This is a genomic window from Kribbella sp. DT2 (assembly GCF_049844575.1).
GTDB lineage: Bacteria > Actinomycetota > Actinomycetes > Propionibacteriales > Kribbellaceae > Kribbella.
In genome coordinates, this window is the sequence record NZ_JBNCLH010000009.1 from 94,488 (window position 1) to 113,721 (window position 19,234).

Annotated in this window: 20 protein-coding genes; 14 read left to right on the forward strand and 6 right to left on the reverse strand. The window is 70.2% G+C overall.

Translation table 11 applies throughout. The features are described from left to right. Window positions 1–3 precede the first annotated feature (3 nt). The 4 genes from ACLQ2O_RS32665 (at window position 4) to ACLQ2O_RS32680 (ending at window position 5,343) form a co-directional block, all read left to right on the forward strand. Window positions 4–450, forward strand: coding sequence for a GNAT family N-acetyltransferase (locus tag ACLQ2O_RS32665; RefSeq protein WP_425839366.1), 447 nt, complete (start codon window positions 4–6; stop codon window positions 448–450). Window positions 451–1,071: 621 nt separating this feature from the next. Continuing rightward, window positions 1,072–1,818 (forward strand): 4-hydroxy-tetrahydrodipicolinate reductase, encoded by a 747-nt coding sequence (gene dapB, locus ACLQ2O_RS32670; RefSeq protein WP_425840161.1) that lies wholly within the window; start codon window positions 1,072–1,074, stop codon window positions 1,816–1,818. A 190-nt stretch (window positions 1,819–2,008) separates the two neighbouring features. Next, window positions 2,009–2,449: a hypothetical protein gene (locus tag ACLQ2O_RS32675; protein WP_425839369.1), complete on the forward strand. Its 441-nt coding sequence runs from the start codon at window positions 2,009–2,011 to the stop codon at window positions 2,447–2,449. Window positions 2,450–2,913: 464 nt separating this feature from the next. After that, window positions 2,914–5,343, forward strand: a complete 2,430-nt coding sequence (locus tag ACLQ2O_RS32680) for an ATP-binding protein (RefSeq protein WP_425839371.1) — start codon at window positions 2,914–2,916, stop codon at window positions 5,341–5,343. A 563-nt stretch (window positions 5,344–5,906) separates the two neighbouring features. On the opposite strand, the gene ACLQ2O_RS32685 is transcribed toward ACLQ2O_RS32680, so the two are convergent. Together ACLQ2O_RS32685 and ACLQ2O_RS32690 are read right to left on the reverse strand one after the other, a co-directional pair. Continuing rightward, window positions 5,907–7,628: an alpha/beta hydrolase gene (locus ACLQ2O_RS32685; protein ID WP_425839374.1), complete on the reverse strand. Its 1,722-nt coding sequence runs from the start codon at window positions 7,626–7,628 to the stop codon at window positions 5,907–5,909. A 93-nt stretch (window positions 7,629–7,721) separates the two neighbouring features. Then, window positions 7,722–8,348, reverse strand: a complete 627-nt coding sequence (locus ACLQ2O_RS32690) for a TetR/AcrR family transcriptional regulator (RefSeq protein ID WP_425839377.1) — start codon at window positions 8,346–8,348, stop codon at window positions 7,722–7,724. A gap of 56 nt (window positions 8,349–8,404) precedes the next feature. Between ACLQ2O_RS32690 and ACLQ2O_RS32695 the strand changes: the two genes are divergently transcribed. The 3 genes from ACLQ2O_RS32695 to ACLQ2O_RS32705 are packed head-to-tail and all read left to right on the forward strand — an operon-like array spanning window position 8,405 to window position 10,285. Then, window positions 8,405–8,695: an antibiotic biosynthesis monooxygenase gene (locus ACLQ2O_RS32695; RefSeq protein WP_425839379.1), complete on the forward strand. Its 291-nt coding sequence runs from the start codon at window positions 8,405–8,407 to the stop codon at window positions 8,693–8,695. Window positions 8,696–8,715: 20 nt separating this feature from the next. Next, complete coding sequence (locus tag ACLQ2O_RS32700) at window positions 8,716–9,702, forward strand: VOC family protein (RefSeq protein WP_425839382.1); 987 nt, start codon at window positions 8,716–8,718, stop codon at window positions 9,700–9,702. Between the two features lie 31 nt (window positions 9,703–9,733). Beyond that, complete coding sequence (locus ACLQ2O_RS32705; RefSeq protein WP_425839385.1) at window positions 9,734–10,285, forward strand: DinB family protein; 552 nt, start codon at window positions 9,734–9,736, stop codon at window positions 10,283–10,285. On the opposite strand, the gene ACLQ2O_RS32710 is transcribed toward ACLQ2O_RS32705, so the two are convergent. Together ACLQ2O_RS32710 and ACLQ2O_RS32715 are read right to left on the reverse strand one after the other, a co-directional pair. Further along, a complete protein-coding gene (locus tag ACLQ2O_RS32710; RefSeq protein ID WP_425839388.1) occupies window positions 10,215–11,108 on the reverse strand; it encodes an alpha/beta fold hydrolase in 894 nt (297 codons plus the stop codon). The two genes, ACLQ2O_RS32705 and ACLQ2O_RS32710, sit on opposite strands and share 71 nt — an antisense overlap. A gap of 10 nt (window positions 11,109–11,118) precedes the next feature. Next, window positions 11,119–11,505 (reverse strand): cupin domain-containing protein, encoded by a 387-nt coding sequence (locus ACLQ2O_RS32715; protein ID WP_425839391.1) that lies wholly within the window; start codon window positions 11,503–11,505, stop codon window positions 11,119–11,121. A 52-nt stretch (window positions 11,506–11,557) separates the two neighbouring features. Here ACLQ2O_RS32715 and ACLQ2O_RS32720 point away from each other — a divergent pair, with 52 nt between their 5' ends. Together ACLQ2O_RS32720 and ACLQ2O_RS32725 are read left to right on the forward strand one after the other, a co-directional pair. Beyond that, window positions 11,558–12,544, forward strand: coding sequence for a GlxA family transcriptional regulator (locus ACLQ2O_RS32720; protein WP_425839394.1), 987 nt, complete (start codon window positions 11,558–11,560; stop codon window positions 12,542–12,544). 44 nt (window positions 12,545–12,588) lie between these two features. Next, complete coding sequence (locus ACLQ2O_RS32725; protein ID WP_425839396.1) at window positions 12,589–13,593, forward strand: phosphotransferase family protein; 1,005 nt, start codon at window positions 12,589–12,591, stop codon at window positions 13,591–13,593. On the opposite strand, the gene ACLQ2O_RS32730 is transcribed toward ACLQ2O_RS32725, so the two are convergent. Together ACLQ2O_RS32730 and ACLQ2O_RS32735 are read right to left on the reverse strand one after the other, a co-directional pair. Further along, window positions 13,590–14,204, reverse strand: coding sequence for a GNAT family N-acetyltransferase (locus tag ACLQ2O_RS32730; RefSeq protein WP_425839399.1), 615 nt, complete (start codon window positions 14,202–14,204; stop codon window positions 13,590–13,592). The two genes, ACLQ2O_RS32725 and ACLQ2O_RS32730, sit on opposite strands and share 4 nt — an antisense overlap. 82 nt (window positions 14,205–14,286) lie before the next feature. After that, window positions 14,287–15,504: a DUF418 domain-containing protein gene (locus tag ACLQ2O_RS32735; protein WP_425839402.1), complete on the reverse strand. Its 1,218-nt coding sequence runs from the start codon at window positions 15,502–15,504 to the stop codon at window positions 14,287–14,289. 187 nt (window positions 15,505–15,691) lie between these two features. Here ACLQ2O_RS32735 and paaA point away from each other — a divergent pair, with 187 nt between their 5' ends. From paaA to paaE, 5 genes are read left to right on the forward strand one after another with little or no spacing between them, the layout of a single operon-like run. Further along, the gene (paaA, locus tag ACLQ2O_RS32740) at window positions 15,692–16,615 is read left to right on the forward strand and encodes a 1,2-phenylacetyl-CoA epoxidase subunit PaaA (protein ID WP_425839405.1); all 924 of its coding nucleotides are present in this window, start codon (window positions 15,692–15,694) and stop codon (window positions 16,613–16,615) included. After that, complete coding sequence (paaB, locus tag ACLQ2O_RS32745; RefSeq protein ID WP_184794187.1) at window positions 16,612–16,890, forward strand: 1,2-phenylacetyl-CoA epoxidase subunit PaaB; 279 nt, start codon at window positions 16,612–16,614, stop codon at window positions 16,888–16,890. Before paaA ends, paaB begins: the two co-directional genes overlap by 4 nt. After that, window positions 16,887–17,627, forward strand: a complete 741-nt coding sequence (gene paaC, locus ACLQ2O_RS32750) for a 1,2-phenylacetyl-CoA epoxidase subunit PaaC (protein WP_425839409.1) — start codon at window positions 16,887–16,889, stop codon at window positions 17,625–17,627. Before paaB ends, paaC begins: the two co-directional genes overlap by 4 nt. Continuing rightward, entirely contained in the window at window positions 17,621–18,100 is a 480-nt protein-coding gene (gene paaD / locus ACLQ2O_RS32755; RefSeq protein WP_425839412.1) for a 1,2-phenylacetyl-CoA epoxidase subunit PaaD, read from the forward strand. The genes paaC and paaD overlap by 7 nt, the downstream gene beginning before the upstream one ends. 26 nt (window positions 18,101–18,126) lie before the next feature. Beyond that, window positions 18,127–19,212, forward strand: coding sequence for a 1,2-phenylacetyl-CoA epoxidase subunit PaaE (gene paaE / locus ACLQ2O_RS32760; RefSeq protein ID WP_425839415.1), 1,086 nt, complete (start codon window positions 18,127–18,129; stop codon window positions 19,210–19,212). Window positions 19,213–19,234 lie beyond the last annotated feature (22 nt).

Consider the following 19,234-nt stretch of genomic DNA (forward strand, 5'->3'; position numbering starts at 1 on the left):
CGCGTGCAGACCCGCGTCCTGATCGAGCCGCGGCCCCGGGACGACCTGGGGCTGGTGCTGCTGCTCGACCTGGCGCTGAAGGAACTCTTCACGCGGTACCCGGCGAGCAGGTCGCACCCGGTCGACCCGGCCACGTCGTTCTTGGTTGCCGACCACAAGGGTGACGCGATCGGCTGCATCGGACTGATGCCGGTGGTCGCCGGGGTCGGCGAGATCAAGCGCATGTACGTGCGGCCGGACCAACGCGGCCAGGGCATCGCGCGCCGGCTGATCGGCTCGGCCGAGGCCCTGGCCCGGCACCGTGGCGCGACCACGCTCCGGCTGGCCACCGGCAGTCGCCAGCCCGAGGCCATCAGCTTGTACGAGTCGCTGAGCTACCGCCCTGCTCCGGCGTACGGGAAGTACGTGCACGAGCCCACGGCGCTGTGCTACGCCAAGTCGCTGAACTAGCCGCGTACGCCGGCCCGTAGCCGGATCATCCCGCCGGCCCGCGCTGCCTCGCAAGACCTCCGCGCCCGCACGACGTCCGCTCCGCACGGCTCCGGCTCCTCGTGTCTCCGTACGACGCCTGCGCCACCGGGCCGTACGACGTCCGCGCCTCCACGCGGGCGGGGTTCCGCACCTCCGCGCCCCGGCGCCACCCGCGCGACGTGTGCGCCTCCGCGCGGGAGGTCCGCGCCTCCGCAGCTTTCGGCGTTAACCCACGGGCTTGTGGGTTCTCGGGTTGTCTGACGGCGGTGAACCCACAAGCTCTTGGGTTAACCCTCGAAGTGCGGAGTGGACAGGTGCACGGAGTGGGCGAGGTGTGTGTAGAGCGGCCGGGGTGTGTAGAGCGGGTGCGTGGAGGGGCGGGGTGTGTGGAACGGTGCGCGGAGGGGCGTGGTGTGTGGAACGGGTGCGCAGAGCGGGCGGAACCGGCTGGGGGCGGTCGGGTGGGTGGGAGTACCTGCGAGCTGGTGCTCCGAGAGTGGTGCGGAAGGCGTGCGGGGCATGGGTGTGTGGCGGGGGTGGACGGGGCTGGTGGCGGCGAATGAGATCCTTGCCCGGACGACTGGTGTGGAAAGGGTGCGGATGATCAAGGTCGGGGTGTTGGGGGCCAAGGGCAAGATGGGCGCCCAGACGTGTCTGGCGGTCGAGGACGCGGACGGGGTCGAGTTGGTGGCCCGGCTCGATCAGGGGGACGACCTGGAGGAGCTGGCGAAGGCCGGCGCCCAGGTGGTGGTCGACTTCACCCGGCCCGAGGTCGTGATGGACAACCTGGCCTGGTGCATCGAGCACGGGATCAGCGCCGTCGTCGGGACGACGGGCTTCGACGACGAGCGGCTCGCCACGCTGCACGGGCAGCTGGAGAAGAGCCCCGGCACCGGCGTGCTGATCGCCGCGAACTTCTCGATCGGCGCGGTGCTGATGATGCAGTTCGCCGCGAAGGCCGCCAGGTACTACGAGTCGGTCGAGATCGTCGAGCTGCACCACCCGGACAAGGTCGACGCGCCATCGGGCACAGCACGCCGTACGGCGGAACTGATCGCCGCGGCCCGGCGCGAGGCCGGAGCAGGTCCGATCCCGGACGCGACCACGACCGGGCTCGACGGCGCCCGCGGGGCCGACGTCGAGGGCATCCGGGTGCACGGGATCCGGCTGCGCGGGCTGGTCGCGCACCAGGAGGTCCTGCTCGGTGACGTCGGCGAGACGCTGACGATCCGGCACGACTCGATGCACCGGGAGTCGTTCATGGCCGGCGTCCTGCTCGGCGTCCGGCGGATCGTCGGCACCCCGGGGCTGACGGTCGGTCTCGAGCACTTCCTCGAGCTCGACTGAGTCGCCGCCGATGACAACCCCTCGACGGATGGCGCCCCGGTGACCGCCAGGCGCGGTGCCCCGGCCACCCGCCGATCGGAAGACCTTCCGGTGACCGCCGAGCGCGGTGCTTCGGCGACCGCCGATCGGAAGGCCTTCCGGTGACCGCCGAGCGCGGTGCTTCGGCGACCGCCGATCGGACGGTGCCCCGATGACCGCCAAGCGCGCGGTGATCGTGATCGCGGTCGTGTTCGTCGCGTACGCCGTGTTGCTCGGCTGGCGCGGCGTGCTGCTGATCGGCACCGGCGACCCGGTCGCGATCGGGCTCGGCATCGCGGTGCTGGTGATCCCGCTGGTCGGGCTGTACCTGGTCTGGCGCGAGCTGCAGTTCGGCCGTCGTACGGAGGCGTTGGCGCAGGAGCTCGACCTCGAAGGCGGACTGCCGGTGGACGACCTGCCGCGGCGCCCGTCCGGGCGGGTCGAACGCTCGGCCGCCGACGCCGCCTTCGCGCAGTACCAGGCCGAGGTCGAGGCGGCGCCGGAGGACTGGCGAGCGTGGTTCCGCCTGTCGACGGCGTACGACGCAGCCGGCGATCGACGCAGGGCAAGGGCCGCGATGCGGACAGCTATCGCCCGTCATGACCTCACCTGACCGGAGCACCACAAAGGTCATGGGGCCTCCCGGTCTGGACTGAGGAGAGAGGGAGCCTGGTCGTGGGGCCTCCCGTCCTGGACTGAGGAGTGGAGGGAGCGAAGCGACCGGAGCGGCGAGGGAAGGACGGGAGTTTCAGCCCCGCGACCCGTCGTGCCGGAGGCGCGACCAACAGGCACAGCGACCGAACGACGAGGGAAGACCGGGAGACAAAGCCCCATGACCCGCCGAGCCGGAGGCGAGGCCAAAAGCACAGAACAAGTGAGTGTTTGAACTCAGCGGTATCTGGGAGTTGGCTGGGAACTGGCTGTAGTGGGCGACAACCTGGGCGGGATGCGGCTATTTTCAGGGGGTGCGCGGTAACCGCCGCGTACGGGTCGGAGACTGGGTGGAGCCGTCCTGTGCCGTCTGACGGGTCTCGCCGCGGCTCGGACGACGTTCGTTCCACGGGTTTCGGTGATCTGTTGCGTCGGCACCGGCGAGAGGCCGGGTTGTCGCAGGAGGGGCTGGCCGAGCTCGCGGGGGTGAGCGTCGACGCGATCGCGGCCCTCGAAAGAGGTCGTCGCCGGGCGCCCAGGCCGCACACGCTCAGGCTGCTCGGAGACGCTCTCGCACTCGGCGCGCCCGACCGGGCCCAGCTCGCGGCCGCTGCCCGGCGCGACGGCGACAGCCCGCGCTCGACGCTGCGGCCCCCGCCGGTCCCGGCGAACCAGCTGATCGGACGCTCCACCGAGCTGACCGAGACCGGTCGCCTGGTCGGGGAGCGCGTCACCCGCCTGCTCACGCTGAGCGGTCCGGGCGGTGTCGGCAAGACGCAGCTCGCGCTCGCGCTGACGGGTGGGATCGGGCACAAGTTCGAGGACGGCGTGTGCTGGGTCGCGCTGGCGCCGACCGCCGATCCGGCGGCTGTCGCGTCGACGCTGGCGACCGCGACCGGGCTGCACCCGCTCGACGGCGCGCGGCTGGTCGACGAGGTCGCCGAGCTGATCGGGCGGCGCAAGATCCTGCTCGTGCTGGACAACTGCGAGCACGTGGTGGCCAACGCGGCCCAGCTCTGCGGCGTACTGCTGGAGTCCTGCCCGAACCTGTCGATCCTCGCGACCAGTCGCGAGCTGCTCCGCGTGCCCGGCGAGAGCGTGTACGTCGTACCGCCGCTGGCCGTGCCGGAGCTGGAGCAGCAGCCCGACGCGTCGCCGGCGGTCCGGCTGTTCGTCGACCGGGCCACCGCGCGCGGCAACGCGCCGCGGGAGCAGATCGAGCAGGTCGCCCGCGTCGTCCGTCGGCTGGAGGGCATGCCGCTCGCGATCGAGCTGGCCGCGGCCCGGACCAACGTGCTGACCGTCGAGGAGCTGGCGACCGAGCTGGAGATGTCGTTCGGCATCCTGGCCGGCGGCGCCAGTACGGCGGGACCGCGCCAGCAGTCGCTGGAGGGCGCGATCGGCTGGAGCCACGACCTGCTGACCGGGCCGGAGCGTGAGCTGTTCGCCGAGCTGTCGGTGTTCGTCGGTGGCTGGACGCTCAACGCGGCCGCTGCCGTGCTGACCGGTACGACGACGCCGGGTCCGCGCGAGCGCGCCGAGACGCTCGACCTGATCAGCCGCCTGGTCGACAAGTCGCTGATCCGGGTCAGTCGCGAGGGCGGGATCGGGCGGTACGACATGCTCGCGGTGATCCGCGAGTTCGCCGCCGACCGGCTCGCGGCGAGCGGGCGGGCCGAGGAGATCGCCCGCAATCACGCGACGTTCTACCTCAGCCTCGCCGAGGAGGCCGAGACCCATCTGCGTGGTGCGAACCAGGGTTCGTGGCTCGACCGCCTCGAAGGCGAGCTGGACAACCTGCGCGCCGCGATGAACTGGGCGCTGCGGACGGAGTCGAGCACGGAGGCGATCCGCCTGGCCGGTGGGCTGTGGCTGTTCTGCTACCTGCGCGGCCACTACGCCGAAGGCAGCGGCTGGCTCGAACGCGCACTCGCCCTGGTCGACAGTGAGCCCGAGCTGCAGGCCGCGAAGGCGAAGGCGGAGCTCGGCGCGGGCATGCTCGCGTTCCTCCAGTGCGAGTACGACGTCGCGACCACGCGGCTGGAGTCGTCGCTCGCGCAGTACAAGAAGCTCGACGACACCGCCGGTACTGCGCTGGTGATGCAGCGGCTCGGCGGGGTCGCGCGCGAGCGCGGCGACTACATGACGGCCGAGAACCTGCACTGCCAGAGCTACGACCTGTTCGAGAGCCTCGGCGACCGGGCCGGGATGGCCTGGGCGCACAACCAGCTCGGCTTCGTCGCCTGGCTGCGAGGCGACCTCGAGATCGCCGCCCGGCGGTGCAAGCGGGCGCGCGACAGCTTCCGTACGGTCGGCGACGGCGAGGGACTGGCCTGGTCGCTGATCAGCCTCGGCACGATCGCCCAGTACGGCGGCGAGCTGGCCGAGGCCGAGGAACTGCTGCAGGAGAGCCTGGCGCTGTCGCAACGGCTCGGGTACCGCGAGGGCGTGGCGTGGTCGCTCAACCAGCTCGGGATCGTGGAACGGCGGCGCGGGCTGACCGAGCGCGCGGTGCACCTGCTCGACGAGAGCCTGGCCGAGCACCGGGACCTGGGGGACCGGTGGCGGTCCGCGAGCGTGCTGGAGGAGCTGGCGACGGTGGCGCAGCAGCGCGAGCGGACGGAGTACGCCGCGTTCCTGCTCGGTGCGGCCGACGGGATCCGTGAGGTGATCGGCGCGCCGATCCCGGAGATCGAGAAGGCCGACCGCGCGGCGACGCGACGCGCGATCGAGGAGACGCTGGACCGACGGGCCTTCCGGGCCGCCTGGTCCGCGGGGCGGGCGACGCCGCTGTCCGCGGTGGCTGATGGGTACCCGGGGCCTGCTGCGGCGCCGGATCGATCCAGCCGGTTGTAGCTTCGGCGGGTCGTCGGGCCGGGTGTAGATCGGCGGTTCGGTGTACGGGCGGGCCGGGTCCGGCGGTCGTCGTACCGGCGGGTCGGCGTACGGAAAGACCGGGCCGGCTGGTGCGTCCACCAGGGCGCACCACCCGGGCCGGTGGGTCGGAGACGACCGCCCCGCCGTCTCCGACACCTGGCCTCGCGAGGCACCACGACCTGGGGGATCGAAGGTACCCCGCGAGGGATCACAGCCGGGACGGCGTGCGTCGACGGGTCCCGGCCGGCTGTGTTCTGTCTGACCCCCCAGGCAGTCCCCCCACCTCACAGCCGGCCGAAGCCTCGTCGGCGTTGGCCCCCTCCCGTCGAGCCCTCCCCGGTCGACGTTCGGTTCTCCCGCGCTGACTCAAGGTTGTCCTGGTCACGCTGTGTCGCACAGGGACGTAACCCTGACATCGCCCTGACAAACCGGTCCTGACAACGAAGGTCCTCCGCGGATTTCGCGGAAAGTGATGGAAATGTGGCGGTCGGTGCCCGGAATTTCGCCAAAATCAGGTTAATTTCCCCGGGAAAGCGACCGGATCAGTGCAGGTATCCGGAAACTCCGCGGGTGAAACGGGCGATGCGGTGCAGCGGTGTCCCTTCCGCGCCTTCCGGCGGCGGAGCCATCGTCGGCCCGGGCAGCCCTTCGCCCTGACAGGTGGTGTCCTTGGCCGGTGCGCGGCCGGAGCCGAGCCAGGCGTCGACGAGCTTGTCCGCGCACTTGTTCACGCCGCCGTAGATGCCGTGGTCGCCTTCGTTGGCAATCGTGATCAGCCGCGAACCGGCGTACCGGCGGTGGGCGGACTGCGCCAGCGACAGGTTCGTCGCCGGGTCGTGGACCGACTGGACCATCAGCGTCGTCGGCAGCCCGGCGCCGGTCGGGGTCGGCAGCGTGCGCTGCGGGCGATCCCAGGACAGGCAGGGGTTCTCGTTCATGCCCCAACCGAGCAGCGGGTAGTGCGGGCCGAGCCGTGCGGACAGTACGTCGCCGTACTCGCGGCCCTGCGGCCACGCGGTGTCGTTGCACGTCACGGCGGTGAAGGTCGCCTCCTGCGCGTCGTCCGCGAACGGCCGGCCGAACACGCGGCCGAACGGGCTCAGGCCGATCGCCGGTTTCGTCGCGCGCTGGACGAGCTGGTGCTGGCGCTCGACCGACAGCGCGTCGACCTTGCGCTGCGCGGCCCGCGGGCCGCCGGTGCTCTGGGCCTTGGACAGGTCGCGGAGAAATGCGAGGTCGGTGGCGAGGCTGAAGAAATCCACCTTTGTATACATGTCCCCGACCACGATGTTGTCGAGGGTGTTCTGGTCGTAGCTGATCTTGACCGAACCGTCGAGGTATTCCTCGACCGCCGGCCTTTTCTTCAGGTCCGCCCGCAGCTTCTCGTAGGTACGGATCACCAGTCGCGGAGTGTTACCGAGCTTCAGTTCGCCGTCGTACTTGGCGGCCCACGGCGCGAAGTCCTCGCGGAAGCGGCGCTCGAAGGCCTGCGGCTGCGCCTCGAAGGTGTCGATCCACGGGCGGGTGAAGTCGGTGTTCGAGTCGAGCACGAAACGGCCGACGTGCTCGGGGAAGAAGGTCTGGTAGTACGCGCCGAGCCAGGTGCCGGCCGAGTAGCCGACGTAGTCGATCTTCGCGAACCCGAGCAGGTGCCGGATCAGGTCCATGTCCTGCACGGTCTGCGCGGTGTCGACGTACGGGAGCAGGCCGCGGGACTGCTGGTCGCAGTACGGGCGGGTGAGCTCGGTGGCCTCGGCGATCAGGTCCAGGTTCGCGGGGTCGCGGTCGCGGGCGTCCATCGTGTAGCCGGGCGCGCCTTCGCAGCTGACGTTGGCGCTGTCGCCGGTGCCGCGCGGGTCGAAGCCGACGGCCAGGTGATCCTTGGCGAGCGCGGCGCGGCTGGCCAGGAACGGCGCCATGCCGAGGCCGGCGCCACCTGGGCCGCCGGGGTTGCCGAAGACGACGCGGCTCGGCTTGCCGTTGGCCGGCGCGACCTTGCTGACGGCGATCTGGAGGTCGTCGGCCTTCTTGCCCTGGCTCCACCAGTCGCGCGGCGCGGTGATCTTCGCGCACTGGACGCGGAGCGCGGGGTCGCCACAGGTCTTCCAGGCGGGCTTCTGGTCGAGGTAGCGGTTCGCGACGTAGCCGGGTCTCTTCACCACCGGTGCCGGCTCGACGGCGGCGGTCGCGCCGGAGCCAGGAACGACGAGCAGGGCGGGAACACTGATACCGAGGCCGAGCGTGGCCAGGGTACGGAACTTCATACATCCTCCATGCGTGACGGGACCGTCGCAATCTGTCACGTCAGGTGTCCGCGGCCGAACACCACCCCCGGCTCGTCGGGGGATCGCTGTCTGCTAGGTGCAGAGCTGGGGCTTCAGTACGTCGTACGCCCAGTCGGCGAACTGTTGCGCGGTCCAGCCGCGGTTGGTGACGAGCAGGAGGTAGAGCTCGGTGCTCAGTACGGCGTACAGGACGTCGGTGGCGTGCTCGGTGGTGACGTCCCGGCGGGCGCCGGGTTTGCCGAGCAGGCTTTGGGCGGCGGTGGTCTGGACCGTCAGGCGGGGATCGGCGTTCGGCCAGAGCTCGGCGACCCCCGCGTCCGCGGCGGCGGCCGCCTCCAGCATCTTCATGATCGGGGCGACTCTGGTGAGAACCTCGGTGGTGCCGTCGATGTGGGCGCGCAGGTGCTGCTCGGCGGTCCCAGTGGCGAGCGCCTGCCGGAACCAGGGGCGGTCCATCGTCGCGACCGGTTCGTCGTCGCCGGCGATCGAGCGGTCGACCACCTGCTTCAGCACGGTCTGCTTGTTGCCGAACCCGTAGTAGATCGTCTGTACGGCGACGCCGGCGGCCGCGGCGATGTCCTGCAGCGCGGTCGCGCCGTACCCGTCCCTGACGAACAGCTCGGCGGCCGCGTCGAGCACCTTCGCGCGGGTGATCCGCGACTTCTCGGCGCGGCCGTCGGGCTTCTTGACCTGGCTCATGTTTGTAGTCTATCTCTAGAGTTAGTTTCTAGATTTCAACTACAAGGAGATTCTTCATGAGTGTGTTGCGACTGACCCGGCTGACCGTGGATCCGGCGCAGGCCGACGAGATGCTGACCCTGCGGGCGGCGCTGATCGAGGCCGTACGGCGGACGACCGACGGGCTGACCGACACGCGACTGGCGCGGGTCGACGAGGAGACCTGGCTGGATGTGTGGCGGTGGGAGTCCGGAGCTGCGCTGGACGAGGTGACCTCCTGGGCGCCGGGCACGCCCGAGGCCAAGGCGGCGTTCGCGGTGGTGAAGGACGCCCAGGTCGAGCGCTACGACCTGGTGGACGAGCGGTAGGACTGGTTGAGTTGTTCGCCATGGTGGACAACTCACGCTCGTCCGAGTCCGGCCTCGTCGAGCGGGCGCGGTTGGTGGTGGAGGCGCTGGAGCGGGACGACGTCGAGGCCGTCGCTGCCGCGCGGTCGGCGCGGCTCGCGGACTGGGACCCTGGGCCTTGGATGCGCGAGGTCTGGGCGGTGCGCATGCAGGCGACGGCCGGCTCGGGCCGTCGCCTGGTCGCGGGGTGGAAGGTGCACGACCGGCTGGTGCGCTTTCAGGTCGAGGGTGACCGTGGTCAGGCGTTCGTGACCGTGCTGCTGGATGCGGACGGGTTGTTCGGGCTGAACGTCGCGGCGGAGCTTCGCGACGGGACCTTCGGGATCTGCATCGGGTGCGCCAAGGGACAGCACGACGAGCTGCGGGCCTTCTGGGAACGACTGGTCGACGCGCCGCTCAGCTTCGGCGACGGGTTCGGGCGGGCGCCGCGGTGGCCGGATCCGGCGTACCCGCAGCAGTTGCACCTTGACGTCGTCGTACCGGATCTGGAGGCGGCCGAGGCCGACGTACTGGCTCATGGCGCGACCAAGCTTCGCGACTCGGGGGAGTTTCGGGTGTACGCCGATCCGGCGGGCCATCCGTTCTGCCTTTATCCCGGTCGAGATCGGGAGCTGGTGCGGGTGGTGTTCGACTGCCCGGATCCTTCGGTGCTGGCGGATTTCTGGGCGGGGATGCTGGAGATGCCCGAGCGGGTTGAGGAATCGGCTGACCGGGTGGTGATCTCTCGGTCGGACGGGCGGTTGCCGATGATCGCGTTGCAGCGGGTGGAGGGCTATCAGGCACCGCGGTGGCCGGATCCGGAGTACCCGTCGCAGCTGCATCTCGACGTGTTCTTCGACGATCGCGAGGAGCGGGAGCGGCTCGCCTTGCGGTTGGGTGCGGTGAAGTTGCCGCCGGAGGGTGGGAGTTGCCCGGTGTATGTCGATCCGGCCGGGCATCCGTTCTGTCTTTGTATGGCGGGGGAGTAGTTCTGTCGGTGGTGGGTTCTAGGGTCGGAGGATGGGATCTGGTGAGCTTCTGATCGGGCAGTTGGAGTTCTACTGGGACGTGCACCTGCGGCCCCGGCTCGTCGGGTTGAGCGACGAGGAGTACCTGTGGGAACCGGCCCAGCCGAGCTGGTCGGTACGACGCGGTGCCGGCGGGCAGATCGTGTTCGACATCTCGGATCCGGTGCCGGACCCGCCGCCGGTGACGACGATCGCGTGGCGGCTCGTGCACATCGCGGTCGGGTGCTTCGCGATCCGCGCGAACGCGTTCTTCAACGACGGGACGACGCCGGCGGACGCGGACATGTTCGATCCGCGGCAGATGCCGGCCGACCTCCCGCTGACCGCTTCAGCCGCGCTCGACTTCCTGGATCACTGGTACGCGCGGTGGCACGACGGCATCCGCTCGCTCGACGAGGAAGGTCTCGCGCGACCGCTCGGCCCCAAGGGCGGCCCGTACGCTGACGACTCCATGCTCGGTCTGATCACGCACATCAACCGCGAGACGATCCACCACGGCGCCGAGATCTCGTTGCTGAGGGATCTGTACCGCGCCCGCGGCTGAGCTCGGCGAAGACCGCCCGCTGAACGACGTCCGACGGGTCGTGCCCACCGTCGTACTCGTGCCCGATCGCGCCGGGGAGGTTGGCCAGCAACCATTCGGTGTGCTCGATGCTGCTGTTCTCGTCGTCCGCGCCGTACCAGACCGACACCGGGGCTTCGATCGCACCGAGGTCGAAACCCCACGGGCGGATGAGCGCGAGGTCGTCGTCGATCCACCCGTCGATGCCGTCGATAAGGCTCGCGTGCAGGCGTTGGTGCCGGCCGTTGTCGTCACCGGCTCCCGCGCTGTGGTGGGCCGCGGCGAGGGCGCCTTCGGCGGGGACGGGCTGATCGGCCAGCGATGCAATGACTTCGGCGCCTCGGTGTGCGAGGTGCTTCCGTAGGTGCTCCTCGCCTTGGCGGGCATCGTTGGCCCAGTCCAGGTCCAGGTCGTCGAGCGGGCCGATACCGGCGACCGTGCTGCAGAACGTGATTCGCTCGGGAAGCAGCGCCGCGCAGGCCAGCGCGTGGGGCGCGCCGCCCGAGAAGCCGGTGACGGCGAACTGGTCCCAGCCCTCGGCGTCGGCCAGCGCCTGTACGTCGTACGCGATGTCGGCAACCGACCGCCCGGGGCGGCGGCCCGAGCCGTAGCCGGGGCGGCCGGGCAACAGCACCCGCAGGCCAGAATCGTTGATCGCGGCAACTACATCCGGCCGCTCCCAGCGGGTCCCCGGCGTGCCGTGCAACGAGACCACCGGCACGCCGCCGGCCTCGCCGTACAGGCAGTACTGGATGGTTCGCTCGTCGACGGTGAGTTCGTGGGTCTTCGGCGGGGTCCAGGTCACGGGTCCATTGTCAGGTGAGTGGGATTCCCGTGTGTGTTCGGATGTGCTCGGGGATCGGCTCGTGGTGATCGCCGGTGGTCGGGATGCCGGCGGGTTCGATCACGACGATCGACGCGCCGCCGTCGGAGTACGGGCGGTGCTCGACGCCCCGCGGTACGACGAAGACCGAGCCGGGGGAGAGCGTCACGGACCGCTCGGCGGGATCGCGGATCGCGATGCCCAGCTCGCCGTCGAGGACCAGGAACAGCTCGTCGGTGGTCTCGTGCAGATGCCAGATGTAGGAGCCGGCCACCTTCGTCACGCGCACGTCGTAGTCGTTCACCCGAGCGGCGATCCGTGGACTCCAGAGCTCGTCGAAGGTCTTCAGGACGGCGTGCAGGTCGACTGGTTCGTTCATGCGTCCAGCCTCACCGGTACGACGAACGTCCGGTGAGTGCTAGAAATGGCACGTGCCGAAAGAATCCTCGCAAGGTCTGACCGGTCGAACCGCTCACCGGGTTGTGGTGATCGTCGACGCGGGCTCCAATCCGTTCGAGCTGGGTGTTGCGACCGAGCTGTTCGGATTGCGCCGGCCTGAGCTCGACGTGCCCTGGTACGAACTGGCGCTCTGTACGCCGGCGCCTGAGGTGGCGATGCATCTGGGGTTCTTCACGTTGAGCGGTGTCGGCGACCTGAGTGAGGTCGACACCGCCGACACGGTCATCGTCCCGAACCGTCCGGACCCCGAGGAGCCGGTTTCGCCTGCGGTGATCGACGCCGTACGACGTGCTGCCGCGCGCGGCGCTCGGCTGGTCAGCTTCTGCACCGGTGCGTTCACGCTGGCGGCGGCCGGCGTACTCGACGGTCGACGGGCGACCACGCACTGGCGGTGGGCAGCATCGTTCGAGCGGATGTTTCCTGCGGTCGATCTCCAGCCCGACGTCCTCTTCGTTGCCGATGGCAACGTCTACACGGCAGCCGGCAGCGCGGCGGCACTCGACCTCGGCCTGCACCTGATCCGCACCGACCACGGCGCCGAGATCGCGAACGCCGTCAGCCGGCGCCTCGTCTTCACCGCCCACCGCGACGGCGGCCAACGCCAGTTCATCGACCAGCCCGTCCCGGCCGTCGCCGACACGTCCCTGGCGCCGCTCCTGGCCTGGGCCCGCGCCCACCTAGCGGACCCTCTGACCGTCACCGACCTGGCCGACCAAGCGGCGATCAGCCCCGCCACCCTCCACCGCCGCTTCCAGTCCGAACTGGGCACCACCCCACTCGCCTGGCTCACCACCGAACGAGTAGCCCTGGCCTGCCGCCTCCTCGAACGCGGCGAACCAGCCCTGTCCCGCATCGCCCGCCACTCCGGCCTGGGCACCGCCACCAACCTCCGCCTCCAACTCAAACGCACCACGGGGCTGACCCCGACGACGTACAGGCGCCGCTTCACGCTCACCTGAAAATCAGCTGGCGCCGTGCGTGCGGTGCGGGGTTGGCTGGGGTGATGGATGCCTGGGGGAACCTTCGAGCCGACCTGGAGTGGCGCACCGGTGAACCGGTGCTGGCCTTCGAGCCGGCCGCCAGTGGTTCCGGTGGGATCAAGGGGATCGTTCGGACGGCTGGCGATCAGTACTTCGTGAAGGCTGTCCCGCTGGATTCCCCGTGGCTTGCGGACTGCCGCGTCGAGGCGGCCGACCGCAGCCCGCAGTCGCCTCGCCTGCGGTGGACTGCTGAGTACGCCGACCACTTCGTCCTCGTCTTCGACGTCGCGCCGGGGCACGAGCCGGCTGAGCCCTGGATGGAGGATGAATTACGCCGAGCGCTCGCCGCGACGGATCACCTCGAGGCGACGTACTGGCCTGAGGCAGGCGGCGATGCGGCCGGGAATGTCGCAGGATCTGAGGCCGCGGCGGCCGGCAGAGGTGTTGGTGGTGTTGACGCATCGATTGGCGGGGTGGTGTCGTCGCCGGCCTCGGGTGCCGGTGGGGTCGGGCTGCCGTCGGTTGTTGAGCGGATGCGGGGGCGGTGCAGTACCTGGCGGGAGTTAGAGCTGTACGGCGTACGGGGTGAGTTGGACGTCGAGCAGTTGAGCGGTTGGGAGCGGGCGAACCTTCGGCGGCTTGCTGAAGTGGAAGGGGAGTGGGAACGGCTGGTGGTGGGAGATGCGTTGCTGCACTTCGATCTTCGGCACGACAACCTGCGGATCGACGGCCGCCGGGTGTGGGTGCTCGACTGGGGGCGGGCGTGCTTCGGGCCGGACTGGGTTGATGCGGTGTGTTTGCTGCTGGAGTCGTCGATCGGATCGTTGGATGCCGATGCGCTGTTCCGGGAGACGCGACGGGGTGCAGCGGCTGATCCGGCGGCTGTTGACGCGTTTCTGGTCGCGTTGGCGTCGTACTGGCGGCACGTGGGGAGTCAGCCGGCTGACGAAGCCAGTGCGTGGATTCGGCCTCGGCAGGTGCGCTCTGGGGAAGCGACCGTCGGGTGGTTGCGGAGGCGGTGGGGTTAGGGCGTGTCGTCGGTGCCGGGGGACGCGTGGAGACGGACCTGCTTGATGCGGACCGAGGCGTCGCCGTACAGGTCGAGTTCGCGGTGGGCGCCGTCGGGGGCCCAGCCGGAGTCGGTGTAGAAGGCTCGGAGGACGTCGTCGGTGGCGTTCACCCAGACGGTGACGCGGGTGAAGCCGTCGGCGCGGGCGGTGTCGACGACCGCGTTCAGGAGCCGGGAGCCGTGGCCGGCGCGGGTGGCTTCCGGGTTGACCGCCAACTCGGCGACGAGGGCGTCGTGGCGGGCGTCGCCGTCGGGGTCGTCCGACGGGGTGATCGCGGCGAAGCCGACGACGTCGCGGCCGTCGAGGGCGACCAGTACGCGGTTGCGGGCCTCGCCCGGCGACAGGAGGGCGGCGCGCCACTGGGCGGCGAACTGGGACGGGTTCAGGTCGAGCAGTACGTCGGCCGGCAGCAGGCCGTCGTACGCGCGACGCCAGGCCGCCACCTGCACCTCGCCGATCGCGTTCGCCTCCGCCGGCAGAGCCAGCCGCACGCTGGTCTCCGCGATGGGGGACTCGCCGTGCATGTCCGTCAGGCTCTCAGGCTCCGGTACGCCGAACTCGCTGCTCATGGGCTCCATCCTCGCAAAGCAGCAGAACGCGGCAGTCGGCAGGACACCTCTTGCTGAGGTGTCCTGCCGACTACTACTGACTTCAGCGGTTGTAGACCAGGCGGCGGAGGAGGGTTTCGGCCGGGCCTCGGTAGTTGTGCTGCTTCATGGTGTAGGCGGCGACGACCGAGATGGTCCAGACGGCGACGGCGCAGGCGGCGGTGATGAAGGCGGGGGTGCCGAAGCGTTCGCCGAGGTGGAGGCCGTACGGCGCCAGCAGGAGCGTCCAGCAGATCGACTGGAACAGGTAGCCGCTCATCGAGCGCTGGCCCAGGGCGGAGATCGCCGTGAGGGGCGTGCCGAGCTGGTCGGCACGGCGGGTCTTCAGGAGCTTGGCGACGATCAGGCCGAACAGGGCCACGTAGCCGGGTCCGCCGAACTGGCCGCTGACCTGCGCCAGCATCTCGAACGCGCTCACCGCGGCGTGGTCGACGTGCAGCCAGCCGGCGCCGACCAGGCCGAGCGGCAGGCCGCCCAGGACGGTGATGGCGAGGCCGGTGACCGCGACGCGGGTCAGCAGGGTCTTGTGGGCTTCCGGGTGCTCCAGGATCTGCTGGCGGGCGGCCCACATGCCCAGCCAGACGACCACGATGAGGCCGGTGACGAACGCGGTGTGCGCCGGGTACTCGTGCAGCCGGTCGACCAGTGCGGAGGCCCAGCTGTCAGCGGCCAGCGACGGGTTCGGGCTGTTGGTGATGCCGACGGCCGGACCGGAGCTGCCCAGCGCGGCGAACAGGGCACGCGCACCGGCGCCGACGACGTACACGAGCTGCAAGGCCCAGATGACCAGGACGATCCGATGGAACTTGTCGCCGCGGTTGAGCAGCACCAGCGTGCAGGCGATGCCGATGATGCCGTACGCGCCGAGGAAGTCGCCGAAGTACAGCAGCGTCGCGTGGACCACGCCGAAGCCGATCATCCACAGGTGCCGCTTGAGCAGGATCGAACGCACGACGCCCACCGAAGCGCCGGAGTTCCGCTGCCGCCGGGCGAGCTGGACCAGCCCGTACCCGAACATCACGCCGAAGACCGGGTAGGCCCGGGCGTCGACCAGGGTCAGCTTGAGCAGGTTGAAGATCCGCTCGAGGCCGTGCGGGTTGCCGCTCACGCCGGGGGCGCCGGCGTAGGCGAAGTTGGCGGCGTTGGCCAGGGCGATCAGCAGCAGCATCGCGCCACGGATCAGGTCGGGGGCGAGTGCGCGTTCCCGCCCGGTGACGGGGCCGCGGTGATCGACGGCCGGGGGAGTCGCTGTGTGTGCCACGGCGGGTGGTCCTCTCAGGAAACTGTGCAAGCTCTGAACTGTTACCTGAATCCTGCCGCCGCCGGCCGCCCGCCCCCAGCGGCCTGAGCCCCCTGTCGAGGTGGTGCTACCACCACCCTGTCCGCTCTTGTGACACTTTCCGTCCGAAGTGGCAAAGAAGTGTCACAACTGGGCTATGCTGACCGGCATGGACAGCTTCCAGGCCACCATCGACGCCGACGGCCGGATCGAGCCGCGGGACGCGATGCCAGAGGGGTACCGCAAGACCCTGATCCGGCAGATCGCGCAGCACGCGCACTCCGAGATCATCGGCATGCAGCCCGAAGGCAACTGGATCAGCCGCGCGCCCTCGCTGCGCCGCAAGGCGATCCTGATGGCCAAGGTCCAGGACGAGGCCGGCCACGGCCTCTACCTGTACGCCGCCGCCGAGACGCTCGGCGTCGACCGGGCCGACCTGCTCGACCTGCTGCACTCCGGCAAGCAGAAGTACTCCAGCATCTTCAACTACCCGACGCTGACCTGGGCCGACATCGGCGCGATCGGCTGGCTGGTCGACGGCGCCGCGATCGTCAACCAGGTCCCGCTGTGCCGCTGCTCGTACGGGCCGTACGCGCGGGCGATGGTCCGGGTCTGCAAGGAGGAGTCGTTCCACCAGCGACAGGGGTTCGAGATCCTGCACACGCTGTGCAACGGCACCGACGGCCAGAAGGCGATGGCCCAGGACGCCCTGGACCGCTGGTGGTGGCCGAGCCTGATGATGTTCGGCCCGCCGGACGCCAATTCGACGCACTCCGAGCAGTCGATGGCCTGGGGGATCAAGCGGCACGGCAACGACGAGCTGCGGCAGCGGTTCGTCGACATGACCGTGCCGCAGGCCGACGTCCTGGGGCTGCGGGTTCCCGACGACGGACTGACCCTCGATGAGGAGACCGGCCGCTACAGCTTCACCCAGCCGGACTTCGCCGAGCTGTACGAAGTTGTCAAGGGCAACGGTCCGTGCAACCAGGAGCGGCTGGCCCACCGGGTCAAGGCGCACGAGGACGGTGCCTGGGTCCGCGAGGCCGCGGCGGCGTACGCGGAGAAGAAGAGCGTGAAGGAGACGGCCGCATGATCGAGCCGCTGTGGGAGGTCTTCGTCCGGTCGCGCCGCGGCCTGTCGCACACGCACGTCGGCAGCCTGCACGCGCCCGACGCGACGATGGCGCTGCGCAACGCCCGCGACGTCTACACCCGCCGCCAGGAGGGCGTCTCGATCTGGGTCGTGCCCGCCGCCGACATCACCGCGTCCAGCCCGGACGAGAAGGACGAGTTCTTCGACCCGGCGGGTGACAAGGTCTACCGGCACCCGACGTTCTACACGGTCCCGGAAGGCGTCGATCACCTGTGAGCGACCTCTTCACCTACGCTCTCAGGCTCGGCGACGACGCTCTGATCGCGGCGCAGCGCACCGCCGAGTGGATCGCGGCCGCCCCGCAGCTCGAGGAGGACGTTGCCCTCGGCAACATCGGGCTGGACCAGCTCGGGCAGGCCCGCTCGTTGCTCCAGTACGCCGCCGAGGTGGAGGGCGCGGGCCGGTCCGAGGACGACCTGGCCTACTTCCGTGACGAGCGCGACTTCCTCAACCTGCAGCTCTGCGAGCTCCCGAACGGCGACTTCGCGCACGCGATGGCGCGGCTGCTGTACTTCGCGACGTACCAGCACCTGCTGTACGCCGAGCTGCTCACGTCGGCCGACGAGACGCTGGCGGGAGTCGCGGGCAAGGCCGTCAAGGAGGTCGCCTACCACGTCGACCACGCGACCCAGTGGGTGCTGCGGCTCGGCGACGGGACCGAGGAGAGCCACCGGCGGATGCAGGCGGGCCTGGACGCGCTCTGGCCGTACACGGCCGAGATGTTCACCTCCGACGCGCTGGTCCAGCGGCTCGGCGTCGCTGTCGATCCGGCCGCGCTGGAAGAGGAATGGGTACGCCGGGTCAACGCGGTGATCGACGAGTCGACCTGCGAGCGGCCGACCTCGTCGTACCAGCACTCCGGTGGCCGCGACGGCAAGCACACCGAGCACCTGGGCTACCTGCTCGCCGAGCTGCAGCACGTTGCGCGCTCGCACCCGGGGGCGACATGGTGACCGACACCGCGATCTGGGACGCCGTCGGCGAGGTCGCCGACCCCGAGGTGCCGGTGCTGACGATCGCGGACCTCGGCGTCCTGCGCGACGTCCGGCACGACGGCGACGAGGTGGTCGTGACGATCACCCCGACGTACTCGGGCTGCCCGGCGATGGACCTGATCCGGCACGAGGTCGAGCTGACGCTGGACTCGCTGCACCTGAAGGGCCGCGTCGAGACCGTGCTGTCGCCGGCCTGGACGACGGACTGGATGAGCGACGCGGGCAAGGCGAAGCTGACCGAGTACGGGATCGCGCCGCCGACCGGGACGCGTGCCGTCGGTGGACCGGTCTCGCTGTCGCTGACGATTCGGTGCCCGTTGTGCGGATCGCCGGACACGTCCGAGCTGAGCCGCTTCGGGTCCACGTCCTGCAAGTCGCTGTGGCGGTGCAACTCCTGCCGCGAGCCCTTCGATCACTTCAAAGACCTTTGAAAAACAAGCAGAGCAAGGCGATTTAGATGAGTACTGTGCCGACCCGCCGTCGCGCGACCTTCCACCCGTTGACCGTCAAGGCGATCGACGCGATCACCGACGACTCGGTCGCGATCACCTTCGACGTCCCGGCCGACCTGGCGACCGAGTACGAGTTCACCGCCGGCCAGCACCTGACCGTACGGCGGACCGGCGAGGACGTCCGGCGCAGCTACTCGATCTGCTCGCCGGCCGGGTCCGGCGTGCTGCGGATCGGTGTCAAGAAGATCCCGGGCGGCGACTTCTCGTCGTACGCCGCTGAAGTGCTGAAGCCCGGCGACACCATCGAGGTGATGACGCCGCTCGGCCGGTTCGGGACGACGCTCGACGCGGTGCACGACAAGCACTACGCGTTCGTCGCCGCGGGCAGTGGGATCACGCCGGTGCTGTCGCTGGTCGCCACGATCCTGCGGGTCGAGCCGCTGAGCCGCGTGACCTTGCTGTACGGCAACCGGACCGCGGGCTCGGTGATGTTCGCCGACGAGCTGGCCGACCTCAAGGACCGGTACGCCGAACGCCTGCACCTGGTGCACGTCCTGTCGCGCGAGTCGACCGAGGTCGAGCTGTTCAGCGGCCGGATCGACAGCGACCGGTTGCGCCGGATGCTCGAGACGATCCTGCCGGCGAAGACCGTCGACGAGTGGTTCCTCTGCGGGCCGTACGCGATGGTCGTCGGCGCGCAGGAGCTGCTGCTGGAGCAGGGCGTCGCGCGCGAGCAGGTGCACGCCGAGCTGTTCCACGTCGGCGACCAGGCGCCGGTCGCGCGGGTCGAGCAGACCGTGGTCGACGAGGACGCTGCCGAGGTGACGGTGATCCTCGACGGGCGGCGGTCGACGTTCCCGCTCGGCGAGCACGCGAAGGCGGTGCTCGACGCGACGCTCGCCGTACGGTCGGACGCGCCGTTCGCCTGCAAGGGCGGCGTGTGCGGGACGTGCCGCGCGAAGGTTGTCGACGGCACGGTACGGATGGACACCAACTGGGCGCTGGAGCCGGACGAGATCCGGGCCGGGTACGTGCTCACGTGCCAGTCGCACCCGACGTCGGCGAAGGTCACACTGGACTTCGACGCCTAGGGCGCCGCGGCGAAGCTTCGCC